The sequence below is a fragment of the Mycobacterium sp. 1245499.0 genome, assembly GCF_001673615.1.
In the GTDB taxonomy this organism is placed as follows: Bacteria; Actinomycetota; Actinomycetes; order Mycobacteriales; family Mycobacteriaceae; genus Mycobacterium; species Mycobacterium europaeum_A.
This window is the reverse complement of record NZ_LZMG01000344.1, coordinates 1-23,752: the sequence shown is the minus strand read 5'-3', so window position 1 is coordinate 23,752 and position 23,752 is coordinate 1. Positions and strand designations below refer to the sequence as shown.

General features: G+C 68.4%; 18 protein-coding genes and 4 pseudogenes. 10 read left to right on the top strand and 12 right to left on the bottom strand.

Translation table 11 applies throughout. The annotated features are described in order from the left end of the window. Window positions 1-186 precede the first annotated feature (186 nt). Window positions 187-1,614: pseudogene (gene eccE / locus A5646_RS21295) on the top strand (type VII secretion protein EccE); the annotation flags it as partial. Window positions 1,615-1,674: 60 nt separating this feature from the next. After that, window positions 1,675-3,513 (top strand): type VII secretion system ESX-2 AAA family ATPase EccA2, encoded by a 1,839-nt coding sequence (gene eccA2 / locus A5646_RS21290; protein WP_197499471.1) that lies wholly within the window; start codon window positions 1,675-1,677, stop codon window positions 3,511-3,513. 5 nt (window positions 3,514-3,518) lie between these two features. On the opposite strand, the gene A5646_RS21285 is transcribed toward eccA2, so the two are convergent. Further along, window positions 3,519-3,959: a nitroreductase family deazaflavin-dependent oxidoreductase gene (locus A5646_RS21285; protein ID WP_066870112.1), complete on the bottom strand. Its 441-nt coding sequence runs from the start codon at window positions 3,957-3,959 to the stop codon at window positions 3,519-3,521. 1 nt (window position 3,960) lies between these two features. Continuing rightward, the gene (locus A5646_RS21280; RefSeq protein ID WP_067024040.1) at window positions 3,961-4,812 is read right to left on the bottom strand and encodes an NAD(P)H-binding protein; all 852 of its coding nucleotides are present in this window, start codon (window positions 4,810-4,812) and stop codon (window positions 3,961-3,963) included. A gap of 113 nt (window positions 4,813-4,925) precedes the next feature. On the opposite strand from A5646_RS21280, the gene sigI reads away from it, so the two are divergent. Continuing rightward, the gene (gene sigI, locus A5646_RS21275; RefSeq protein ID WP_067024037.1) at window positions 4,926-5,783 is read left to right on the top strand and encodes an RNA polymerase sigma factor SigI; all 858 of its coding nucleotides are present in this window, start codon (window positions 4,926-4,928) and stop codon (window positions 5,781-5,783) included. Here the strand turns inward: sigI and A5646_RS21270 are convergent. Further along, window positions 5,780-6,433, bottom strand: a pseudogene (locus A5646_RS21270) (MinD/ParA family protein); the annotation flags it as partial. The gene sigI and the pseudogene A5646_RS21270 overlap by 4 nt on opposite strands. On the opposite strand from A5646_RS21270, the gene A5646_RS21265 reads away from it, so the two are divergent. The 3 genes from A5646_RS21265 (at window position 6,429) to A5646_RS21250 (ending at window position 13,680) form a co-directional block, all read left to right on the top strand. Continuing rightward, complete coding sequence (locus A5646_RS21265; protein WP_369806978.1) at window positions 6,429-6,944, top strand: hypothetical protein; 516 nt, start codon at window positions 6,429-6,431, stop codon at window positions 6,942-6,944. The pseudogene A5646_RS21270 and the gene A5646_RS21265 sit on opposite strands and share 5 nt — an antisense overlap. Before the next feature lie 693 nt (window positions 6,945-7,637). Beyond that, window positions 7,638-12,221 carry a glutamate synthase large subunit gene (gene gltB / locus A5646_RS21255; RefSeq protein ID WP_067024030.1) on the top strand — a complete coding sequence of 1,528 codons (4,584 nt, stop codon included), beginning with the start codon at window positions 7,638-7,640 and terminating at the stop codon, window positions 12,219-12,221. Then, window positions 12,214-13,680 (top strand): glutamate synthase subunit beta, encoded by a 1,467-nt coding sequence (locus tag A5646_RS21250; protein WP_067024027.1) that lies wholly within the window; start codon window positions 12,214-12,216, stop codon window positions 13,678-13,680. The genes gltB and A5646_RS21250 overlap by 8 nt, the downstream gene beginning before the upstream one ends. A gap of 379 nt (window positions 13,681-14,059) precedes the next feature. On the opposite strand, the gene A5646_RS21245 is transcribed toward A5646_RS21250, so the two are convergent. Next, window positions 14,060-14,911, bottom strand: a complete 852-nt coding sequence (locus A5646_RS21245; RefSeq protein ID WP_066881735.1) for an LLM class F420-dependent oxidoreductase — start codon at window positions 14,909-14,911, stop codon at window positions 14,060-14,062. Window positions 14,912-14,962: 51 nt separating this feature from the next. Here A5646_RS21245 and A5646_RS21240 point away from each other — a divergent pair, with 51 nt between their 5' ends. Together A5646_RS21240 and A5646_RS21235 are read left to right on the top strand one after the other, a co-directional pair. After that, a complete protein-coding gene (locus tag A5646_RS21240; RefSeq protein ID WP_067024023.1) occupies window positions 14,963-15,403 on the top strand; it encodes a hypothetical protein in 441 nt (146 codons plus the stop codon). A gap of 129 nt (window positions 15,404-15,532) precedes the next feature. Continuing rightward, on the top strand, window positions 15,533-16,537 hold the full coding sequence (locus A5646_RS21235; protein ID WP_067024020.1) for a PHP domain-containing protein: 1,005 nt from the start codon (window positions 15,533-15,535) through the stop codon (window positions 16,535-16,537). An 8-nt stretch (window positions 16,538-16,545) separates the two neighbouring features. On the opposite strand, the gene A5646_RS21230 is transcribed toward A5646_RS21235, so the two are convergent. The 3 genes from A5646_RS21230 to A5646_RS21220 all read right to left on the bottom strand — a co-directional run bounded on the left by A5646_RS21230 (window position 16,546) and on the right by A5646_RS21220 (window position 19,330). After that, window positions 16,546-17,304 carry a YoaK family protein gene (locus A5646_RS21230; protein WP_231997924.1) on the bottom strand — a complete coding sequence of 253 codons (759 nt, stop codon included), beginning with the start codon at window positions 17,302-17,304 and terminating at the stop codon, window positions 16,546-16,548. 151 nt (window positions 17,305-17,455) lie between these two features. Then, window positions 17,456-18,661 carry a DNA polymerase IV gene (dinB, locus tag A5646_RS21225; protein WP_067024017.1) on the bottom strand — a complete coding sequence of 402 codons (1,206 nt, stop codon included), beginning with the start codon at window positions 18,659-18,661 and terminating at the stop codon, window positions 17,456-17,458. A 30-nt stretch (window positions 18,662-18,691) separates the two neighbouring features. Continuing rightward, window positions 18,692-19,330 (bottom strand): TetR/AcrR family transcriptional regulator, encoded by a 639-nt coding sequence (locus tag A5646_RS21220; RefSeq protein WP_066881709.1) that lies wholly within the window; start codon window positions 19,328-19,330, stop codon window positions 18,692-18,694. A 77-nt stretch (window positions 19,331-19,407) separates the two neighbouring features. Here A5646_RS21220 and A5646_RS21215 point away from each other — a divergent pair, with 77 nt between their 5' ends. Beyond that, window positions 19,408-20,877 carry an NAD(P)/FAD-dependent oxidoreductase gene (locus A5646_RS21215; RefSeq protein ID WP_066881711.1) on the top strand — a complete coding sequence of 490 codons (1,470 nt, stop codon included), beginning with the start codon at window positions 19,408-19,410 and terminating at the stop codon, window positions 20,875-20,877. 4 nt (window positions 20,878-20,881) lie between these two features. On the opposite strand, the gene rraA is transcribed toward A5646_RS21215, so the two are convergent. From rraA to A5646_RS21190, 5 genes and pseudogenes are all read right to left on the bottom strand, one after another. Continuing rightward, window positions 20,882-21,364, bottom strand: coding sequence for a ribonuclease E activity regulator RraA (gene rraA / locus A5646_RS21210; protein ID WP_067024014.1), 483 nt, complete (start codon window positions 21,362-21,364; stop codon window positions 20,882-20,884). Between the two features lie 25 nt (window positions 21,365-21,389). Continuing rightward, the gene (locus A5646_RS30290; RefSeq protein WP_067024012.1) at window positions 21,390-21,842 is read right to left on the bottom strand and encodes a nucleoid-structuring protein H-NS; all 453 of its coding nucleotides are present in this window, start codon (window positions 21,840-21,842) and stop codon (window positions 21,390-21,392) included. Window positions 21,843-21,941: 99 nt separating this feature from the next. After that, the gene (locus tag A5646_RS21200; RefSeq protein ID WP_067024008.1) at window positions 21,942-22,442 is read right to left on the bottom strand and encodes a copper resistance CopC family protein; all 501 of its coding nucleotides are present in this window, start codon (window positions 22,440-22,442) and stop codon (window positions 21,942-21,944) included. Continuing rightward, the gene (locus tag A5646_RS21195) at window positions 22,439-23,101 is read right to left on the bottom strand and encodes a YcnI family protein (protein WP_067024005.1); all 663 of its coding nucleotides are present in this window, start codon (window positions 23,099-23,101) and stop codon (window positions 22,439-22,441) included. Before A5646_RS21195 ends, A5646_RS21200 begins: the two co-directional genes overlap by 4 nt. Window positions 23,102-23,129: 28 nt before the next feature. Then, a pseudogene (locus A5646_RS21190) lies at window positions 23,130-23,333 on the bottom strand (DUF6474 family protein); the annotation flags it as partial. Here A5646_RS21190 and A5646_RS21185 point away from each other — a divergent pair. Beyond that, window positions 23,332-23,752 (top strand): annotated as a pseudogene (locus tag A5646_RS21185) (DUF6474 family protein); the annotation flags it as partial. The pseudogenes A5646_RS21190 and A5646_RS21185 sit on opposite strands and share 2 nt — an antisense overlap.

The window sequence follows — 23,752 nt, the reverse complement described above, 5'->3', positions numbered from 1 at the left end:
CAGCCGGCGAAGCCGAGCAGGAACACCACCCACACGCCAACCACCCGGCGATTGCTGCCGCGGCTGAAGCCGGTCAGGTCGGGCCTCATCGGGCCCTCCGCAACCGGGCCGCGATCGCGAACACGAGCACGCCGGCGGCGACGGTCCCCAGGAACCCGATGGCGATGTTGCGGGCCCGGTGGTCGGGCGGTGTTGTGGCGGCGTGGCCGGCGCCCGATCGACTGGACGGCCCCGATCACCGTGGCCAACAACCGATCCGGTGGCGGCGTCCGCGTCCAAGACGGTGTCGCCGTCGTCGCGGTGCAGTTGCTGGGCAGAGGTCACCGAGCCACGAGGGTGACCGGCTCGGTGAGCGTCGAGACCGAAAACGTGTTGGACATCGTCGAATTGGTGCCGATGCTGCGCCAGGCGCTTGGCCTGCAGCTCGATTCGATCAGCGTGGTCACCATCGGCTCCCGGCACGGCACTATCGGGGACTTTCCGCGTGTCTACGACTCCGAGATCGGAACCCCGCCCTACGCGGGCCGGCGTGAGACGTGGCTGATCATGCGGCTGGCGGTGATCGACAACGCCCAAGCCCTGTTCTGGCGCACGACCGTTGGCGCGGCGGCCATTTCGGTCGCACAACGCATCGCCGGACTGTTGCGCTGCCAGGGGCTGCGCGCCAAGGTGGCCACCGCCACCGACCTCGTCGAGCTCGACCGCCGGCTGGGGTGGGACGCGGTGTCGGGCACCGTGCAGCGGTGGAAAGCCATACGCGGAGAAGCGGGTTGGATGACCACCTATGCGTATCCGGCCGAGGCGATCACGTCACGCAACCTCTCGCAGGCGTGGACGCTGCGCGCCGACGAGGTCATCCAGAACGTGACCGTCTTCCCGGACGCCACGTGCACCGCCACCATCACCGTGCGCACACCCACGCCGGCACCGACGCCGCCCAGCGTCATCCTGCGCCGGCTCAACGGCGAGCAGGCCGCCGCGGCGGCCGCGAACATGTGTGGCCCCCGTCCGCACCTGCGTGGATTGCGGCGCAGCCCGTTGCCGGCCGAGCTGATCACCGAGATCGGACCATCGGGCGTGCTGATCGGCAAGCTCAGCAACGGTGACCGGCTGCTGGTGCCGGTCACCGACGCCGGTGAGCTGTCGCGCGTGTTCGTCGCCGCCGACGACCCGATCGCCAAGCGGATCGTGATCCGGACCGCCGGCGCCGGCGAACGGGTGTGCGTGCACACCCGCGACATGTCGCGCTGGATCAGCGTGCGCATGCCGGAGATCAGCGTGGTCAACAGCCCGCGTCCCGCACCGCGGACCACCGTCAGCGTCGTCGAGTACGCCCCGCGACGGGGGGGCGGCGCGGGCGCGCTCGAGGGCGGCGGTATCGAGGCGGCGATCTCCCCGACCCCGCGACCGGCGACGGTGATCACCATCGCCCCCGCGGGGGCCCAGCTCTCCGAGGCGCATCGGAACGGCTTCGAGGTGATCATCGAGCAACTCGGGCCGGCGGTGGTCAACGTCAGTGCAGCAGGAGAGAATTGGCTCGTCGAGATGGACATGTTCCGCGCCGAGAACCGCTACGTCAGTCTCGAGCCGGTGGGCATCTCGGTCGGCACGTAGCAGGTCAGAAACACGAGTTTGAGGCACGGTGTGATGAGCGCAGTGCCGCGAGGGGTTGTGATGGGTGATTTGCAAACCGCCCGAAGGCATTTCGATCGTGCCATGGCGATCAAGAGCCGGCAGGGCCGGGCGGCGGCGCTGCCGGAGTTCGTCGCTGCCACCGACGCCGACCCGTCGATGGCCGACGCCTGGTTGGGGCGCATCGCGTGCGGTGACAACGACCTGGCGTCGTTGCGGCAGCTCTACGCCACCAGCGAATGGCTGCACCGCGAGACCACGCGCATCGGGCAGACGCTGGCCGCCGAGATCCAGCTGGGTCCCTACATCGGCATCACCGTCACCGACGCGTCACAGGTGGGGCTGGCGTTGGCGTCCGCGTTGACGATCGCCGGGGAGTACGCCGAGGCGGACCGGTTGCTGGCCAACCGTGACCTGCTCGATTCCTGGACCAACTATCAGTGGCACCAGCTGGCCCGCACGTTCTTGATGTACCGGACCCAACGCTGGCCGGACGTATTGCTGGCCGCCGCCGACGAGTTGCCCGCCCAGGCCATCGTCATGTCGGCGGTGACCGCGTCGATCTGCGCGCTGGCCGCCCATGCCGCCGCCCACCTCGGACAGGGCCGGGTGGCGCTGGACTGGCTGGACCGCGTCGACGTGATCGGGCACACCCAGTCGTCGTCGCGCTTCGACGCCGATGTGCTGACCGCGTCGATCGGACCGGCCGACATTCCGCTGCTGGTCGCCGATCTGGCCTATGTGCGGGGGATGGTGCACCGTCAGCTGCGCGAGGAGGACAAGGCCCAGATCTGGCTGTCCAAGGCCACCATCAACGGCGTCCTGACCGAGGCGGCCAAAGAGGCACTGGCCGACCCGAACCTGCACCTGGTGGTCACCGACGAGGAAACCATCAACAGCCGCACCGATCGATGGGACGCCTCGTCGGCCAAGAGCCGCGACGAACTCGACGACGCCGCCGCCGCCGACGTGCGCGCCGAGCTGTTGGCCGAGGGCCGCAAGCTGCTGGCCAAGCAGGTGGGACTGGCCGCGGTCAAGCAAGCGGTCGCGGCGCTGGAGGACCAACTCGAAGTGCGGATGATGCGGCTCGAGCATGGCCTGCCGGTGGAGGGTCAGACCAACCACATGCTGCTGGTGGGTCCGCCCGGTACCGGTAAGACGACCACCGCCGAGGCGCTGGGCAAGATCTATGCCGGCATGGGGATCGTGCGCCACCCCGAGATCCGCGAGGTGCGCCGGTCGGATTTCTGCGGCCACTTCATCGGCGAATCGGGGCCCAAAACCAACGAGCTGATCGAAAAGTCGCTGGGCCGAATCATTTTCATGGACGAGTTCTACTCGCTGATCGAGCGTCATCAGGACGGCACGCCCGACATGATCGGCATGGAGGCCGTCAACCAGCTCCTGGTGGCGCTGGAGGTGCACCGGTTCGACTTCTGCTTCATCGGGGCGGGCTACGAAGATCAGGTGGACGCCTTCCTCACCGTGAACCCGGGTTTGGCCGGCCGGTTCAACCGCAAGCTGCGTTTCGAGTCCTATTCGCCGGCGGAGATCGTCGAGATCGCGCACCGCTACGCCACGCCGCGCGCCAGCCTGCTCGACGATGGCGCCAAAGAAACGTTCCTGGACGCGGCGACGACGATCCGCAACTACACCACCCCGGGTGGACGCCACGGCATCGACGCCATGCAGAACGGTAGGTTCGCCCGCAACGTCGTGGAGCGCGCCGAGGGTTTCCGCGACACCCGGGTGGTGGCGCAAAAGCGGGCGGGTCAACCGGTGACGGTCGAGGATCTGCAGATCATCACCTCGGCCGACATCCAGGCCGCGGTGCGCAGCGTGTGCTCGGACAACCGCGACATGGCGGCCATCGTCTGGTGACGCGGCTAGGCCGGTTCGAAGCGGAAAACGGCCAACCGACCCGCCAGGGCCTCGAACTCGTCGGGGGTGCCGTCCCGCACCATGCCCGAACGTTTGGCGAAGGCCACCCCGACCGGGACCTCGGTGGGGAAGGCGCGCAGCACCGGTCGCGCCTCGCTGGCGGAGAGTTCGACGATCCGCACCGGGCGTGACCGTCGGCCGCGGCTCAGCGTGCCGGTGCCGGCCGCCCGCGCATTCGCGGCCCAGTCGGCGCCGGGGTAACCGGCCACGACGTAGAGGCCGCCCCGAAAGTTGAAGGGCGTCATCGGGGTTCGGCGCGGTTGGCCCGACTTGCGGCCGGGCACGGTGAGCACCATGGCGGGCCCCGTCGGGATGCCCAACCGTTGGACCGCCATCATGAACTTGTTCATGGGCTTGAGGTAGCGCGGGGGGCGTGGATCGGTCATCTCAGACTCCTTGTTTCTCGTTGCTGAACATCGCTCGGTGTTGGAAAACCCAGTGCGCGAACGGGACTGCCGGCCGACCGAGAATCTTCTCCACGTCGTGGGTGACCAGGGCCGGGTTGTCGAGCGTCTCGGCCTGCATGGCGAGGTAGGCGTCGGCGAATCCGGCGCTGAAGCCCAACCCGACGAATCGTTGCCGCACGGCATCGGCGGGGATCTCGAGGTACTGCAGCGGCCGGCTCAGGACGGCGCCGATGACCTCGACCAGCTCGGCGTTGGTGAAGGCCTGCGGACCGGTCAACGGGATGCGTTGCCCGGCAAGCTCGTCGGTGAGCAGAGCGTGCGCCGCGACGCCGGCGATGTCGCTCTCGACGATCGGGGCGGCCGATGCCGCGGCGTAGGGTCCGGCGACGACGTCGCCGGCGCGGATCTGCGCCGACCACATTCCGGCGAAGTTGGTGGCGAACACCGTGGGCCGCAGGCTGACCCAGTCCAAACCGGAGTCGACGGCGAGGCGCTCGACCTCCCGATTGCGGTCGCCGCGGAACCGGGACGGCTGCCGGGCGACGTCGTCGTCGGCGTTGATCGCCGACAACGCCACCAGCTTGCTGACACCGGCGGGCCCGCACCGGGCCACCACGTCTTCGAGTTGCGCACCCAGCGCCCGCGAATTCAGGAAGACCGCGGAGGCACCGGGTAGCGCCTCGGCGGCCGAGCCGAATACCTCCACCTCGGGGGGGAATCCGGCCGGCCCCGGTTGCCGGGTGACCGCCCGCACGCGGGCTCCCGCGGCCAGCAGTTCGGTGACGAGTGGGCGTCCGACGTTGCCGGTCGCACCGGTGACGACGATGGTCATGATGGGCATCCTTTCCGTGAACTTTGTGCACTGGGAGAAACGACGAGGCAAAAGGTGGGAAAGTTACCCGGCAGAACGTGTAACTTTTCGCCCCAGCAGATCGTCGAAGAGTCATGAACCAGTCGCAGTCCACCGGCGACCAGGTCGGCGAGGCCTGGCGTCGGCACCGCCCATACCTGGTCAACCTCGCCTACCAGATGCTGGGCGACATCGGCGACGCGGAAGACGTTGCGCAAGAGGCCTTTTTGCGATTCTCGCGCGCCGACGTGAGCGAGATCGAGGACGCCCGGGGCTGGCTGACCGTGGTGGCGAGCCGGCTGTGCCTGGACCAGGTGCGTTCGGCCCGCGCCCGATACGAACGGCCCGGAGAGGTTGCCGAGCAACCGGCGCCAGGCCGCTTCGACCCGGCCGACCGGGTCACGCTCGACGACGAGATCCGCACCGCCCTGCTCGAAGTCCTGCGCAGGCTCAGCCCCGCTGAGCGGGTCGCCTTCGTGCTGCACGACGTGTTCGGCGTCCCGTTCGACACGATCTCGCAGACCGTGGGCCGCCCGGTCGGCACCTGCCGCCAGCTGGCGCGCAGGGCGCGCACGAAATTCCATGCGGCACAACCGAAATTGAGTGAAGTCGCCTCGGCCGAACACCAATTGGTGACCGAGAAGTTCATCACCGCATGCGCCAACGGTGACCTCGAAGCGTTGGCCGCCGTCCTGGATCCGACGGTGTGGGGCGTGGGCACCATCCTCGCGGACCCGGCGCCGCCACAGCAGATCAACCACGGGCCAGATGCGGTGGCCACCAACCTGTTGCGCTACCTGTGGCCGGACGTGACCCTGGTCAGCGGCCCCGTCGGGGGACCGGTGCTGCTGGCCTTCAGCGAGCGCCGCCTGTTCGCCGTCATCGTGCTGACGATCCGCGGGGCCCGGGTCATGAAGATCGAGGCTATCGCCGACCCGTCGGCGCGGGCTTAGTTCGGCATGCCCGCGTGGTCTGCGCCGCCGTGCGGACGCGCCGCGAAGTATCCGGCGATGGTCGCGGTGATCTCGAGGAATTTGCGCCGCGTGGCCGGGGCCATCTCGTGACCCACGTCGATCACGCCGCCGGGCCGCAGGTGGGGATCGAAGGGCACTTCGATCACCGGCCGGCCATGGTCGGTGAATTCGCGGGCGAGCAACGCGCGGGTGCGTTTGTCGGCATGACCGTCGGAATCGTTGAGCACCACGATGGTGTGGCTCAACAGCGCGGCCAGGCCCTGATCCGCCAGCCACTCCATGGTCCGCGCGGCTGCGGATGCGCCGTCGGCCCAGGGGGAGGACACCACGATCAGCGCATCGAGGTCGCGCAGGACCTCCTGGGTGAGCGGCGCGTCCATGGTCGAACCGCAGTCGATGACCGAGATCGTGAAATGGCGGTCCAGTCGCAGCGCGGCTTCCCGGTAGATCGCGGGATCGAGCACGCGGCGCGGCCCCGACGCCGGCTCCCCGGCGAGGACATGAAGACCCGCGGCATTGCGGCCCAGCCGCGCCACCACATCGCCGAAGGATCGCAGGTTCTTGTCGGCGGTCAGCTCCCAGAACGAGCCCGTCGACGCCGGATCGATCCGGCTGCCGCCCGCGGTGTCATCCCCCCAGCCGGCCCCGCCCGCCGCCGCGCCACCGCAGGCGCCCGCAGAGCTACCCGATCGCGGTTGGCGACGAGTCCTGCGGCTGATCACCTTCGGGCTGGTCAACCTGGGCCCGTCGCCGGCCCAGCGACAGGAGGCCCAGTTCGAGGCGGCCATCCGGACCCGCCTGTACGGCAACTACAAGGTCGGCGTGCTGGGCAAGGGGGGCGTGGGCAAGACGTCGGTGGCCGCGAGCGTGGGCTCGCTGTTCGCCGCGCTGCGCAGGCAAGACCACGTCGTCGCGATCGACGCCGACACCGCGTTCGGACGGCTCAGCAGCCGGATCGATCCGGCGTCGACGGGCTCGTTCTGGGAGCTGACCGCCGACAAGAACCTGCGATCCTTCGGCGATGTGGTGGCGCGGCTGGGCCGCAATGCCGCGGGTCTTCATGTCCTCGCCGGGGAGCCGACGGCGGGCGCGCCGCGGCGGGTCGCTGTGGGGAGGGAGCGGGCGGGCGCGGGGCGTTAGGCCGCTCGGGCTGCAGACGGTCCCGCAGGAATTCGTCGCGCTCGTTCATGGGCTCCTCGGGTGCCAGGCGGTCGATCAGTCGTGCCGGTGGTCCGGCGGCGGCGCGGCCGTGACGTGATAAGCGCCACGGTCCGGCCTGCGACGCCGGGTCTGACCAATACCCGTCCAGTATCTCCTGCGGCACCGGATGCGCGAACCTGCAAACTCGCCCGCGTGAGCTGGCGAAACCTTACGAGACCACGGGGTGGCCGCTGAGCACGCTAGTACCCCTGACGGCGGCCTCTCCGAGGGGCCTGTACGCACTCGCCAGCAAACTTGACATGGCGGCCTGCCGACGCACCGGGCCGCCTGGAATAGGCCCAGCTATGCAACCAATTCGGCGCCCCGGCCCGGCGGTGGGCAGAATTGGGGTTCACCGCCGGCAGCGAAATTTACGACGCTGCCAGCTGGCGGCTAGACTTGACGAAGTTGGCATGTCAGGCGGGTATTGTCATATCGTTTTACGACTTGTCGAGACCGGTTCCAGGCCACCGTTCAGAGCTGCACGGACGTCCCTAACAGGAGTATCTCCGCCTGGGGCACAGCCCATCGAGACAAGACCGAAGGGGTCATAGCCCGCAACCTAAGGGTGCGACCTCGTCGGGGCCGCTGCTAACGGCCGCGCAGAACGTTCAGGTGAAGGGTCAGGTGCATATGACGCCCAAGCGCGTCGGGTTATACAACCCCGCGTTCGAGCACGACGCGTGCGGGGTTGCCATGGTCGTCGATATGCACGGCCGCCGTAGCCGCGACATTGTGGACAAGGCAATCACTGCGCTGCTGAACCTCGAACACCGGGGTGCCCAGGGCGCCGAGCCGCGCAGTGGCGACGGCGCCGGCATCATGCTGCAGGTCCCGGACGCCTTCCTGCGTGAGGTCGTGGACTTCGAATTGCCGCCGCCGGGCAGCTACGCCACCGGCATCGCGTTCCTGCCGCAGTCGTCGAAGGACGCCGCGACCGCGTGTGCGGCCGTGGAGAAGATCGCCGAGGCCGAGGGCCTGACGGTGCTGGGCTGGCGCAACGTGCCCATCGACGACTCGTCGCTGGGCGCCTTGTCCCGCGACGCGATGCCCACGTTCCGGCAGGTGTTCATGGCCGGCGCGTCCGGCATGACGCTGGAACGCCGCGCCTACGTGGTGCGCAAGCGCGCCGAGCACGAATTGGGCACCAAGGGCCCCGGTCAGGACGGTCCCGGCCGCGAAACCGTGTACTTCCCAAGCCTTTCCGGTCAGACGTTCGTCTACAAGGGCATGCTGACCACCCCGCAGCTCAAGGCGTTTTACCTTGACCTGCAAGACGATCGGCTGACCAGCGCGCTGGGCATCGTGCACTCCCGGTTCTCCACCAACACATTCCCGTCGTGGCCGCTGGCGCATCCGTTCCGCCGCGTCGCGCACAACGGTGAGATCAACACCGTCACCGGTAACGAGAACTGGATGCGGGCCCGCGAGGCGCTGATCAAGACCGACATCTTCGGAACCGAAGCCGACGTCGAGAAGCTGTTCCCCATCTGTACCCCGGGGGCGTCCGACACCGCGCGTTTCGACGAGGTGCTCGAACTGCTGCACCTGGGCGGGCGCAGCCTCGCTCATGCGGTGTTGATGATGATCCCCGAGGCGTGGGAACGCAACGAGTCGATGGATCCTGCGCGGCGGGCGTTCTACCAGTACCACGCCTCGTTGATGGAGCCGTGGGACGGCCCCGCGTCGATCACGTTCACCGACGGAACCATCATCGGCGCGGTGCTCGACCGTAATGGCTTGCGCCCCTCGCGGATCTGGGTCACCGAAGACGGCTTGGTGGTGATGGCCTCCGAGGCCGGTGTGCTGGATCTGGACCCCGCCAAGGTGGTCCGCCGGATGCGGTTGCAGCCCGGCCGCATGTTCCTGGTGGACACCGCGCAGGGCCGCATCGTCTCCGACGAGGAGATCAAGGCCGAGCTGGCCGCCGAGCACCCCTACCAGGAATGGCTGGACAAGAACCAGGTCCCGCTCGACGACCTGCCGCAGGGCAACTACAAGCGGATGCCCCACGACCGACTGGTCAAGCGGCAGCAGATATTCGGCTATACCTACGAGGAACTCAACCTCTTGGTGGCGCCCATGGTGCGCAGCGGCGCGGAGCCGATCGGGTCGATGGGTACCGACACCCCGGTCGCGGTGCTCTCGCAGCGACCCCGGATGCTCTACGACTACTTCCAGCAGCTGTTCGCGCAGGTGACCAACCCGCCGCTGGACGCCATCCGCGAGGAGGTGGTGACCAGCCTGCAGGGCACCACCGGCGGCGAGCGCGACCTGCTCACGCCGACCGAGCGCTCGTGTCACCAGATCGCGCTGCCGCAGCCGATTCTGCGTAACCGCGAGCTGGCGAAGCTGATCAACCTCGACCCCGATGACGAGGTCAACGGTCGTCCACATGGCATGTGCTCCAAGGTGATTCGCTGCCTGTACCCGGTCGCCGAGGGCGGTGCCGGGCTGGCCGCCGCGCTCGAGGAGGTGCGCGCGCAGGCGTCGGCGGCGATCGCCGACGGCGCGCGCGTGATCATCTTGTCCGACCGCGAATCCGACGAGCGGATGGCGCCGATCCCGTCGTTGCTCGCGGTGGCGGGGGTGCACCACCACCTGGTGCGCGACCGCACCCGGACCCACGTGGGGCTGGTGGTGGAAACCGGTGACGCCCGCGAGGTGCACCACATGGCCGCGCTGATCGGTTTCGGCGCCGCGGCGATCAACCCCTACATGGCGTTCGAGTCCATCGAGGACATGCTCGATCGCGGCGTCATCGAGGGCATCGACCGCAAGGCGGCGCTGAGCAACTACATCAAGGCCGCCGGCAAGGGCGTGCTCAAAGTGATGTCCAAGATGGGCATTTCGACTGTGGCGTCCTACACCGGTGCCCAGCTGTTCCAGGCGGTCGGCATCTCCGAGGACGTGCTCAGCGAGTACTTCACCGGCTTGAGCTGTCCCATCGGCGGTATCACCCTGGACGACATCGCCGCGGACGTCGCCACCCGGCACGCGCTGGCCTACCTGGACCGCCCGGACGAGCGGGCGCACCGCGAGCTCGAGGTGGGCGGGGAGTACCAGTGGCGCCGCGAGGGCGAGTACCACCTGTTCAACCCCGAGACCGTCTTCAAGCTGCAGCACGCCACCCGCACCGGCCAGTACAAGGTGTTCAAGGACTACACGCGCCTCGTCGACGACCAGAGCGAGCGCATGGCCTCGCTGCGCGGCCTGCTGAAGTTTCGGGCCGGGATCAATCCCCCGATTCCCCTGGACGAAGTCGAGCCCGCCAGTGAAATCGTCAAGCGCTTCTCGACCGGGGCGATGAGCTACGGCTCGATCTCCGCCGAGGCGCACGAGACGCTGGCCATTGCGATGAACCGGCTGGGCGGCCGCTCCAACAGCGGTGAAGGCGGCGAGGACGTCAAGCGCTTCGACCGCGATCCCAACGGTGATTGGCGGCGCAGTTCGATCAAGCAGGTCGCCTCCGGGCGGTTCGGCGTCACGTCGCACTACCTGACTAACTGCACCGACATCCAGATCAAGATGGCCCAGGGCGCGAAACCCGGTGAGGGCGGCCAACTTCCGGGACACAAGGTGTACCCGTGGGTTGCCGAGGTGCGCCACTCGACGCCCGGCGTGGGACTGATCTCGCCGCCGCCGCATCACGACATCTACTCCATCGAGGACCTGGCGCAACTGATCCACGACCTCAAGAACGCCAACCCGGCCGCGCGCGTGCACGTCAAGCTGGTCTCCGAGAACGGCGTCGGCACGGTGGCCGCGGGGGTGTCCAAGGCCCACGCCGACGTGGTGCTGATCTCCGGGCACGACGGCGGCACCGGTGCCACCCCGCTGACCTCGATGAAGCATGCCGGGGCGCCGTGGGAGCTGGGGCTGGCCGAGACGCAGCAGACGTTGCTGCTCAACGGGTTACGCGACCGGATCGTGGTTCAGGTCGACGGTCAGCTCAAGACGGGCCGCGACGTGATGATCGCCGCGCTGCTCGGCGCCGAGGAATTCGGTTTCGCCACCGCGCCGCTGGTGGTCTCCGGTTGCATCATGATGCGGGTCTGCCACCTGGACACCTGCCCCGTCGGGGTGGCCACCCAGAACCCGGTGCTGCGCGAACGCTTCACCGGCAAGCCCGAGTTCGTCGAGAACTTCTTCATGTTCATCGCCGAAGAGGTGCGCGAATACATGGCGCAGTTGGGCTTCCGCACGATCAATGAGGCCGTCGGCCAGGTGAAGTCCTTGGACATGACGCTGGCCCGGGCCCACTGGAAGGCGCACCGGCTGGACCTGGCCCCGGTTCTGCACGAGCCGGAATCGGCGTTCATGAACCAGGACCTGTACTGCAGCTCGCGCCAGGACCACGGCCTGGACAAGGCGCTCGATCAGCAGTTGATCGTGATGAGCCGCGAGGCGCTGGACTCCGGGAAGCCGGTGCGGTTCTCCACGACCATCAGCAACGTCAACCGCACGGTGGGCACCATGCTCGGCCACGAGGTCACCAAAGCCTATGGCGGCCAAGGGTTGCCGGACGGGACCATCGACATCACCTTCGACGGCTCGGCGGGCAACAGCTTCGGTGCGTTTGTGCCGCGGGGCATCACGCTGCGCGTCTACGGCGACGCCAACGACTACGTCGGTAAGGGCCTGTCCGGTGGCCGGATCGTGGTGCGGCCGTCGGACGACGCGCCGGCGGACTACGTGGCCGAGGACAACATCATCGGCGGCAACGTGATCCTGTTCGGCGCGACCAGCGGCGAGGCGTACCTGCGCGGCGTAGTCGGCGAGCGGTTCGCCGTGCGTAACTCCGGTGCGCACGCCGTCGTCGAGGGCGTCGGCGACCACGGCTGCGAATACATGACCGGCGGCAAGGTTGTCGTCCTCGGTCGCACCGGCCGCAACTTCGCGGCGGGCATGTCCGGCGGCGTGGCCTACATCTACGACCCGCAGGGCGAATTCCCAGGCAATCTCAACGCGGAGATGGTCGAGCTCGAGAGCTTGGATGACGATGACTACGAGTGGTTGCACGGCATGATTCAGGCGCACGTTGATGCCACCGATTCCGCTGTCGGTCAGCGCGTTCTGGGTGACTGGGCGCAACACCGGCGGCACTTCACCAAGGTGATGCCGCGGGACTACAAGCGGGTGCTGCAGGCCATTGCCGAAGCGGAACGCGACGGCGTGGATGTGGACAAGGCGATCATGGCGGCCGCGCATGGCTGATCCGAGCGGCTTCCTGAAATACACGCATCGGGAACTGCCGAAGCGTCGGCCTGTCCCGCTGCGGTTGCGCGACTGGCGCGAGGTCTACGAAGAGTTCGACAACGAGACCCTGCGCGAGCAGGCGACCCGTTGCATGGATTGCGGTATTCCGTTCTGCCACAACGGTTGCCCGCTGGGTAACCTGATCCCGGAGTGGAACGACCTGGTGCGCCGGGACCGGTGGCGCGACGCCATCGAGCGGCTGCACGCCACCAACAACTTCCCGGACTTCACCGGGCGGCTGTGCCCGGCCCCCTGCGAGCCGGCCTGTGTGCTTGGCATCAACCAGGACCCGGTGACGATCAAGCAGATCGAGCTGGAGATCATCGACAAGGCCTTCGACGAGGGCTGGGTGCGACCGTTGCCGCCGGAGAAGAAGACCGGCAAGAAGGTCGCCGTGGTCGGTTCCGGGCCGGCGGGTCTGGCCGCCGCCCAGCAACTGACCCGCGCCGGCCACACCGTCACCGTCTTCGAGCGGGCCGATCGCATCGGTGGCCTGCTGCGCTACGGCATCCCGGAATTCAAGATGGAAAAGCGTGTCCTGGACCGTCGGCTGGACCAAATGCGGGCCGAGGGAACCGAATTCCGCACCGGTGTCAACGTCGGCGTGGACATCACCGCCGAGCAGCTGCGCGCCGACTTCGACGCCGTGGTGCTGGCCGGCGGCGCCACCGCAGGGCGCGATCTGCCCATCCCCGGCCGCGAACTGGACGGCATCCACCAGGCGATGGAGTATCTGCCGTGGGGTAACCGCGTGCAGGAGGGCGACGACGTGCTGGGCCCCGACGGGCAGCCGCCGATCACCGCCAAGGACAAGAAGGTTGTCATCATTGGCGGCGGGGACACCGGCGCCGACTGCCTGGGCACCGCCCATCGGCAGGGCGCGACCGTCATCCACCAGTTCGAGATCATGCCGCGGCCGCCGGAGACGCGCGCCCCGTCCACCCCGTGGCCGACCTACCCGCTGATGTACCGGGTGTCCTCGGCGCACGAGGAGGGCGGCGAGCGGATGTTCTCGGTCAACACCGAGGAGTTCGTCGGCGAGGATGGTCACGTGACGGCGCTCAAGGCGCACGAGGTGACCATGGAGGACGGCAAGTTCGTCAAGGTGGAGGGTTCGGAATTCGAACTCGAGGTCGACCTGGTGTTGCTGGCGATGGGCTTCGTCGGCCCCGAGAAGGAGGGCCTGCTGACCGACCTCGAGGTCAAGCTCACCGAGCGGGGCAACGTCGCCCGCGGCGCCGATTTCGACACGTCGGTTCCGGGCGTCTTCGTTGCCGGTGACATGGGTCGTGGCCAGTCACTGATCGTCTGGGCGATTGCTGAGGGGCGGGCGGCCGCGGCCGCGACGGACCGCTTCCTGATGGGGTCGACGGCGCTGCCGGCGCCGGTCAAGCCCACCGCGGTACCGCTTCAGTAGTAACACCAGTCACACCAGAAACACGCCGGACTTCGTCCGGCGCGTCTCCCACTGTTTGCCAGCCGCCGGGTGTCTAATAACCCGTTGTGAGCCCGCTCACATGGGGGTCACACCGGTTTCCCGGTTGAACGACCGATCGCAGGAGAGATTCTTGTGCATATCCACCCTTTACCTCAGTCACGGATGGGGCGAATCGCCTGGTCATGGTTGCGTCACCCGGTCAAAAGTCGGGAGTTCCCGGCCAAGCACGAACGCTTGGTGACCCCCCAGGACTTGCTGCTGTTCGGTGCGTGACCGCCCGTTCGGCGCGCTCAGCGGCGCGCCGCGGGTTTGCTCAACATGCGCCCGGCGGGATTTCCGCCGGGCCCCAAAGGCGTCGTCACCGCTCCCATAGGCCCGAGTCGCGGATCGCCTCGGCGAGCGGTTCGAGCACGGCCGGGTCGTGCGGCGGCGGCAGGTAGACGATGCCCAGATCCAAGCCCTCGGCGGCCAGCCCGGCCGCGTCCTCGATGACCTTCCCGTAATTCAGATCCGGCTCCAGGCGCAGGTGGGCCGAGAGCGTGATCTCCTTGGGGTCGCGGCCGATGTCCGCGCAGTGCGATGCCAGCACGTCGCGCTTGTGGGCGAAGACGTCGGGCGGACCGCCCACGAAATTCCAGTGCTGGGCGTAGCGCGCGGTGATGCGCAGCGTGCGCTTTTCCCCGCTGCCGCCGATGCAGATCGGTGGGTGCGGGCGCTGCGGGCCCTTGGGCTCGTTGCGGGCGCCTTTGAGCTGGTAGAACTTGCCGTCGAAGTCGGTGGTCTCCTGGCTGAGCAGGCTGGTCAGCACCTCGCACGCCTCCTCGAAGCGGTCGAAGCGTTCCTTGATACTGCCCAGTTCGATGCCGTAGGCGCCGGACTCCTCCTCGTTCCAGCCGGCGCCGATGCCCAGCTCGAGCCGTCCGTTCGAAATGATGTCGAGGGCGGCGGCCATGTTGGCCAGGACCGCGGGGTGGCGGTAGTGGATCCCGGTGACCAGGGTGCCCACCCGGAGCCGCTTGGTGGCCTGGGCGAGGGCGGTCAGCGTCGTCCAGCCCTCCAGGCAGGGCCCGCTGCTGTCGGAGAAGATCGGGTAGAAGTGGTCGAACGTCCACCCGGACTCGTAGACCTCGATGTCGTCGGCCGCCTGCCAGACGGCGAGCATCTGTGCCCAGGTGGTGTTCTGCGGGGAAGTCTTGAACGCGAATCGCATGCCGTCGACGTTAGTCGGTGTTTATGAAGGACAACTAAACTCAAGCTCACGATGACTGCTGTCTGCGGCTCCCTCGGAATGGACACCAAGATCACCCTGCTGGCGGCGGGCCTGATCTTCCTGCTCGCGCTGGTGCTGGGCGTGTGGAAATACCGCGAGATGATGGCGTCGGAGAACCACCTCGCGCATCCCTACGTCGACATCGCGCATCGGGCGGCGCTGCTGTATTCGTTCGCGACGCTGCTGCTCGCGGTGTTCGTGCAACTGAGCGCCTGGCCGGTCTGGGTGAACCTGACGGCGGCGGGGGTGGTCGTCTTCTTCTTCGTGGCCGCCATCGCCGCCTACATCAGCCACGGCGCGCGCCGCGACACCGTCAACCAGTTCGAAAACGCTGACGGGCGTCTCGTGCTGGCGATGGCGGCGCTGATCGCCGGGGAGATCGGCGGATTCAGCGTGCTGCTCGCCGGATTCGTCGCCGGGCAGCTGTTGTAAGCGGGGAGATCGCGCGGTGACCTGCTGCGCCCGGCTTCGCCGCGCTTGCAATCACCGCGGAGGTCGTGCGGTGACCTGCTGCGCCCGGCTTCGCCGCGCTTGCAATCACCGCGCGGGCACACTGGAGTCATGGACCCGGTAGCGGCGTTACGGCAGATCGCCTATTTCAAGGACCGCAGCCGCCACGACCCCCGGCGCGTGATGGCTTACCGCAATGCGGCCGACATCATCGAGGGCCTCGACGACGCGACCCGCGAGCGGCACGGCCAGGCCAACAGCTGGCAGTCCTTGCCGGGGATCGGCCCCAAGACCGCGAAGGTCATCGACCAGGCGTGGTCCGGCCGCGAACCCGATCTTCTCGTCGAATTGCGTTCCAGTGCCGAGGATCTCGGCGGCGGTGACATCCGTTCCGCGCTGCGCGGGGATCTGCATCTGCATTCCAACTGGTCGGACGGCTCGGCGCCGATCGAGGAGATGATGGCCAGCGCGGCGGCGCTGGGGCACGAGTACTGCGCGTTGACCGACCATTCGCCGCGGCTGACCATCGCCAACGGGCTCTCACCCGAGCGGTTGCGCAAGCAGCTCGACGTGATCGACGGCCTGCGGGAGAAGTTCGCGCCGATGCGCATCCTCACCGGGATCGAGGTCGACATCCTCGACGACGGCAGCCTCGACCAGGAACCCGAGCTGCTCGAGCGCCTCGACGTGGTGGTGGCCAGCGTGCACTCCAAGCTGTCGATGGATGCGCCCGCGATGACCCGGCGGATGCTGCGGGCGGTGGCCAACCCGCACGCCGACGTGTTGGGGCACTGCACCGGCCGGCTGGTCTCCGGGAATCGCGGCATCCGGCCGGAATCCAAGTTCGACGCCGAGGCGGTGTTCACCGCGTGCCGCGACCACGGCACGGCGGTGGAGATCAACTCCCGCCCCGAGCGGCGCGATCCGCCCAGCCGGCTGCTGAACCTGGCGCTGGAGATCGGCTGTGTGTTCACCATCGATACCGATGCGCACGCGCCCGGTCAGCTGGATTTCCTCGGCTATGGCGCCCAGCGCGCGCTGGACGCGGGTGTGCCCGTCGACCGGATCGTCAACACCTGGCCCGCCGAGCGGCTGCTGGAGTGGACCGCCAATTGAGCCGCCGCTCAGACCTGCACCGGTTCGGCGTCCTGGGGAACCGGTGCGTCGTCGCTGCGTCCGGCGCCCTGCAGCAGGTTGGCGGCGCCGACCGTCGCGCAGGTCGCGGCCGGGATGAGCAACGCGTAACCCCCCAGCTGAGCCCCGAACGCGATCCCGGCCACGCCGCCGCCGACGAATAACACGAGGGTCGTCGCCAGTATCGCCGTTTTCCAGTTCTTGATTCCGTGTAGCCGGCTGCGACCGAGGATCAGCCCGAGGTCGGTGACCGTTCCGGTGAAGTGCGTGGTGCGGATCGCCATCCCGCGAAAGCTCGACGTCATCCCGTTTTGCAGACCGAGCGCCGCGGCGGCGAGCAACGCCTGCACCGCGGTCTGCTCGATGCCGAGGGCGTTGATCTGTGCCCTGACGACGGTCTCCTCGACCCCGGCCGCGGCGAGCACCAGCAAGCCTGCCTCGAGGAAGAGCACGGCGGCATGGCGTGGGCCGGCAAGACCATCGGTGGGTGCCAGGATCGCCCCGGCGATGGTCGCTCCCGTCAGGAAGCCTAGAAAAATCGCGCCGAGCACGTGGCCTTCGTACAGCCACGGGTTGGCGGTGTGCATGCCCAGCTGCGTGGTGATCCCCGTCAGATTGCCAACGGGCACCGCCAAAATCAGCAGCGCCACGGCGTTGACGAAGCCCGCGGATAGGGCGAGTAACGCGCTGTAACCAAGCACGAGACCCTCGTGGGGCAGGCCGGTGTCGCGGGATTGCTGCGGCGGCATCGGATTCAATTGCTCACTTTCGAGGTCGGGTTTTCGCCAGCCTAGCAATCGGGCCGCCGCACAACCGGCGTCGCAACGCCGATTCAAATGAACCTCAAATCATCGAAAAGTGTTGTGGCAGACAATAATTAGAATAAACACCGAAAACGGGTCAGTCGGGTAGGTGCGGCATCTCTATACCCGGATCGCGGCCGACCAAAACCGCGGGCGTCAGGGCGGACTTGCCGTACCGATCCCGCACGCGGTCGATCACCGCGTCGATGGCGAGTCGATTGGTATCGCCGCCGAACGGCAGCATCAGCTGCTGGGAGCCGCTGCGGTCGATGCCCGACACGGCGAAGCCGATTAGCGTCAGGCCGCGCTGGGCGATCAGCGACGCCGCGTCCGCGACCAGCCCGCGCGCGGTGGCCAGCAGGGGCGCCGTCGATGACGTGGCCCACGGCAGGGTGCGCGATCGGGTCGCCCGGCCGAAGTCGTCGAAGCGCAGCCGCAGCACCACGGTGCGGCCGGTGCGTCCGGCGGCGCGCATGCGGCCGGTGATGCGGTCGATCAGATTGACCACGACGGCGTCGATCTCGTTGGCGGACAGGGTGTTTCCGGCGCGACCCAGCGCTCGCTGCGCGCCGACAGACCGGCGACGGACACCGGTGGTCACCCGGCGGCGGTCGATATTGCGGGACAGGGCGTACAACTGGCGGCCCATCGCCCCGCCCACCATGGAACCCAGCGCGGACTCGCTGAGCTCGGCGACGTCGGCGACCGTCACGATGCCGTGCGCACGCAGCTTCTCGGCGGTTACCGCGCCCACACCCCAGAGCCGGCGCACCGGCAGCGGCCGCAGGAAGGCCAGCTCCTGGTCGGGCGGCACCATCAACAGCCCGTCGGGCTTGGCCTCCTGGCTGGCGACTTTGGCGAGGAACTTGGTGCGCGCGACGCCGACGGTGATCGGCAGCCCGACGCGCTCGCGCACGTCCGCGCGCAACCGCTCGGCGATCGCGACCGGCGTGCCACTGACCCGACGTAGCCCGCCGACGTCGAGGAAGGCCTCGTCCACCGACAGCGGCTCGACGATCGGGGAGCAGTCGCGGAACACCTCGAAGACCGCGTCACTGGCGCGCGAATAGGCGCTCATCCGCGGCGGCACCACCACGGCGTGCGGGCACAACCGCCGCGCCTGCGACCCGCCCATGGCCGTGCGCACGCCGTAGGCCTTGGCCTCGTAGCTCGCGGCCAGCACCACACCGCCGCCCACGATCACCGGTCGGCCCCGCAGGGTGGGGTCGTCGCGCTGCTCGACGGACGCGTAGAAGGAATCCAGGTCCGCGTGCAGGATGGACGTATCGCACCGCACGAACATATGTTCGCACAGGGCGCCGATAGCTGAGTTTCAGCAGGCGTCGCCGTAGACGCTGCTGACCCAGATGTGCACAAGCGTGTCGAGTAACTGCTCGCTGGGCACCGAGGGCCGCGCGTCGGCGAACGAGCTGAGCATGACCTTCTCGTTGAGCAGGTTCAGCGCCGCGGACAGGTTGCGGGCCGGCAGCGTCACCGGCGCCGCGCCGCGGGCGCGCTCGGCTTCGATCACGGTGGTGATGTGGTCCACCCACTTCTGCATGAAGCGCGACCACAGGTCGTCGACGTCCTTATTACTGCGCGCCGCGTCGGCGGCCAGTGACACCGCGCGATGCGCCCCGAAGGTCTCGACGAACACGTTGATCCCGATGCGCCACAACGCTTTCAGGTCGGCGGGCGGGTTGGCGACCATGGTTTGAAGCGCGGAGTCGGCCTGCATGATGACCCGTTCGAACAGGGTGAGCAGCACCGCGTCCTTGGACGGGAAATAGAAGTAGAACGTCGGCCGGGACAGGCCGGCACCCTTGGCCAGGTCGTCGACGGAGATGTCGGCGAGCGGGCGCTCCCGCAGCAGTTGTTCGGCGGTGGACAGGATGGCCAGTTCACGGTCGTCGCCGGACGGGCGCGCCGAACGCCGGCCCCGGTGGGTGCGGGCGGAACCGACGGTAGTCACGGCCGCTACTTTACACGCTGTTGAGAGTTTCGACACGGTGTTGACTGGCTCAACACGGTGTTGATAGCGTTGGCTTCATGACTGAGCACCTCGACGTCCTCATCGTCGGCGCCGGCATCTCCGGCGTGAGCGCGGCCTGGCACCTGCAGGAACGCTGCCCGACAAAGAGCTACGCCATCCTCGAACGCCGCGCCGACCTCGGCGGAACCTGGGACCTGTTCAAGTACCCGGGCATCCGGTCGGACTCGGACATGTTCACCCTGGGCTTCCGGTTCAAGCCCTGGCGCTCGGCGAAGTCCATCGCCGACGGGGCCTCGATCAAGGCCTACATCAAGGAGACCGCCGTCGAGAACAAGATCGAGCCGAAGATCCGCTACCGCCACCGGGTGGTGGCCGCCGACTGGTCCGACAACGACAACCGCTGGACCGTGACCGTCGAGAGTGACGGCCGGCAAAGCGAGATCACGTGCTCGTTCCTGTTCGCCTGCACCGGCTACTACAACTACGACGAGGGGTTCTCGCCGACCTTCCCGGGCTCCGAGGACTTCGGCGGCACCATCGTCCACCCGCAGCACTGGCCGGAGGACCTCGACTACGCGGGCAAGCGGATCGTCGTGATCGGATCCGGTGCCACCGCGATCACCCTGATTCCCGCCCTGGTGAACTCGGGCGCCGGCCACGTGACCATGCTGCAGCGCTCGCCGACCTACATCGGGTCGCTGCCCGGGGTCGATCCGTTCGCCGAGAAGGCCAACCGGCTGTTGCCCGAGCGCCTCGCGCACATGGCCAACCGCTGGAAGGCCATCGCGTTCAGCACTTTCCAGTACCAGCTGTCCCGCAAGGCCCCGGGCTACATGCGCAAGACGTTGATGACGATGGCGCAGCGACGCCTGCCGGAGGGCTACGACGTCGAAAAGCACTTCGGTCCGCGCTACAACGTCTGGGACGAGCGGCTGTGCCTGGCCCCCGACGGCGACTTCTTCCGGACCATCCGGCACGGCAAGGCCGACGTCGTCACCGACACCATCGACCGGTTCACCAAGACGGGCATCAAGCTCACCTCGGGTGAGGAACTGTCGGCCGACATCATCGTCACCGCAACGGGATTGAACATGCAGTTGCTGGGCGGGGTGAAGCCGACCCGCAACGGCCAGGACATCGACCTGACCTCGTTGATGACCTACAAGGGGCTGATGTTCTCCGGTGTGCCCAACTTCGCGATCACCTTCGGATACACGAACGCGTCCTGGACGCTGAAGGCCGACCTGGTCTCGGAGTTCGTGTGCCGATTGCTGAACTACATGGATGCCAACGGCTTTGACTTCGTCGAGCCGCAGCACCCGGGCAGCGATGTCGACGAGCTGCCGTTCATGGACTTCACTCCCGGCTACTTCCGGCGGTCGATGCACCTGCTGCCGAAGTCGGGGTCGCGGGCGCCGTGGCGGCTCAAGCAGAACTACTTCTTCGACATGCGCACGATCCGGCGCGGCAGGGTCGACGATGAAGGCTTGAAGTTCGCGAAAAAGCCTGCCCCGGTGGCCGTTTAGCGCGTCAGTCTGCGGCGACGACGACGATTCCGTCGTCGTCGCTGTAGGCGATCTCGCCCGGGGTGAACGTCACCCCGCCCAGGGTGACCTCGACGTCGCGCTCGCCGGCACCGGTCTTGGTGCTCTTGCGGGGATTGGTACCCAACGCCTTGATGCTGATGTCCATGCCCCGCAGCGTGGCCGAGTCGCGCACGGCGCCGTTGACGATCAGCCCGGCCCAGCCGTTGGTACGGGCCAACTCGGCGATGACGTCGCCGACCAGAGCGGTGTGCAGGGAACCGTGGCCGTCGATGACCAGAACCCCGCCGCCGCCGGGCTCCGAGAGGATCGATTTCAGCAGCGCGTTGTCCTGAAAACACCGCACGGTGCTGATCGGGCCGGCGAATTCGGTCCGGCCGCCCAACTGGCGGAATTGCACGTCGCAGCTGCGTACGTCGGGACCGATGCTGTCTACGAGGTCGGCCGTCGGCCGGAATGACACCGTCACTTCTGACACGTTAGACGTCCGCCGTTCAGCGGCGACGCAGCTGGCGAATGAGCAGGATGGCCAGCAGGCTGACGGCCAGGGCAACGATCAGGGGCACCGGGGACTGACCCGCCGCAGGACCGGCGATCGCGGGAGCGACGGGATTGTTGGCGGCCTCCACGGTGGATTTCGCCTGCGCGGCAGCATCTTTGGCGGCGGCCGTGAGGTCGCCGTTGCTTTCGGCCCGCTGTGCGACGTCGAGCGGCTGCTCGGCCGGGCGTTCGGGTGGCTTTGGGGGCGCCGGTTCGGCGCTCTTGGCCGGCACCTTCTTGGCGGGTGCTTTTTTGGCCGGCGCTTTCTTGGCGGGCGCCTTCTTCGCAGGGGCCTTCTTGGCGGGCGCTTTCGCGGTCTTCTTCACCGCCTTGGCGGGCGGTGTCTTCTCCGGCGGGATGCCGGCGCCGTCAGGTGCGCTGTTCGTTGGGTCCTGCGGGTCTGCCATGCGGCCGCTCCTTGAGCTTCCTCTGTCGTCGTTCCCCTGGCTCACCGGGTTCAAGGTCCCATCATGCCAGGACGCGTCGGGGCGCCTCGCTGGCCGTACTCAGCGCCTACCCCGCGCCGCCCACCAGGCGCCGGCGGCGACGAGCGCCACTGCGACGGCCACGAACGGCCAGACCGGGACGGTACCGCCGCCCGCCGGGGCCGCCGCGGGGGGACCGGGCGTGCCGGTGCCGGGCACCGTGAGCCGAAACGACCATGATCCGGACACCACGTGGCCATCGGCGGAGGTGACGCGGTAGTTCACCGCGTACGTTCCGGCCGGCCCGAGTGGCCGCAGGGCGATGCCGACCACCGCGCCCTGCACCGTGGGCTCTCCCGTGGACCACACGTTGCCGTCGGGCCCGACCACCGTCATGGCGGCGAACGTGGTTTGCAACTGCTCGTTGAACGTGGCGCTCACCCGCTGCGGGCCCGTCGCCAGCGCTGCATCGGCTGCGGGATCGGTGGCCAAGCGGGTGGCGTGGGCCGACGCGGCCGGCGCGGTCAACGTGGCGATCAGGAACATGACGCCGACGCACGCGCCAACCGCCAGGCGCTTCATGCCCGCCGGCGGATCAGTGCCATCGCGATGCCCGCGGCGGCGACCACCAGAGCGGCGCCGCCCAGCAGCCGGGCGGTGTTATCGGCGACAGTGGGCCCGGTCGGCGGGGGGCCGGGGGAGCCGTGGTGTTGATGCGGTGCCGCCGGTCCGGTGGCGAGGGTGAGCGTGGGTACCGGGTGCTCCGGCTCGCTCCCGTCCGGCAGCGGCGGCTGATCCCACTTCACGACGGTTCCGTCGGAGTAGCTCTGCGCGGCGGGGAAGCTGACGGTGTCGGCGTCGGGCAGCTTGACCGACAGCCGGAACAGGGCGAATTGATCTGGCCCGATGCCGCCGGTGAGGGCGGCGGTCCACGTCACCGAGCGCACGGTGCCCGACGCGGCGTCGCGGTCGAGCCGGGCCGTCCAGCCCGGCTGGCTTTCGGTGCGCGCCGACGGCACGTTGGGAAGGGTGACGGTCAGCGCGGTGGTGAGCGCCCCGTTGTTCGACTCGTTGGGCACCTGGAACGTGACGATCGCCATGGCCCCGCGCACCGCGTTGTCGCTGCTGGCGTGCACGTGCGCCCAGGCGGCGGGCAGCTGGGCCGCCGACCCGAGATAGAGGGCGGCCGCCGCAACGAGCGCCGTCAGCGTGCGTGAGACCCACCTGCGGTGGACGGGCATGCCGGAGTGCCGCCTTTCCTGCGAGAGGTCAGCTCAGTCCGAGGCGGGCCATCAGATCCGCCTCGATCCCGTCGAGCTGCGTCGAGATCGCGGCGTGGGCCGCCCGGCGGCGCGCGGCCGGCATGTTCTCGGCGGCGGTGACCGCCGCCGACAGGTCGCTGAGCCGCTCGGCGATGGCGGAGACGAACTGCTTGGTCTCGGCGTCCTTGGGCTTCTTGTCCTGCACCGTGCGCCGCGCCAAATCCGCTCAGCGGGCCGAGAGCAAGGCGCTGCGCGCGCAGATCAAGGCGCAACGGGACCGCGACCGCAACGCCCTGAAGGTCGCGGAGGCCGAACTCAAGGCCGTGCGGGAGGGCAAGATCTTCTCACCGACGCGGATCCGCCGGGTGCTGACGGTGTCCCGGTTGCTCGCGCCGATCCTCACGCCGCTCATCTACCGGGCGGCGGTCGCGGCCCGCGCGCTCATCGATCAGCGTCGCGCGGATCAACTCGGCATTCCGCTGGCGCAGATCGGCCAGTTCTCCGGTCACGGCGCCCAGCTGTCGGCCCGCATCGCGGGGGCGGAGAAGTCGCTGCGCACGGTGCAGGACAAGAAGCCCAAGGACGCCGAGACCAAGCAGTTCGTCTCCGCCATCGCCGAGCGGCTCAGCG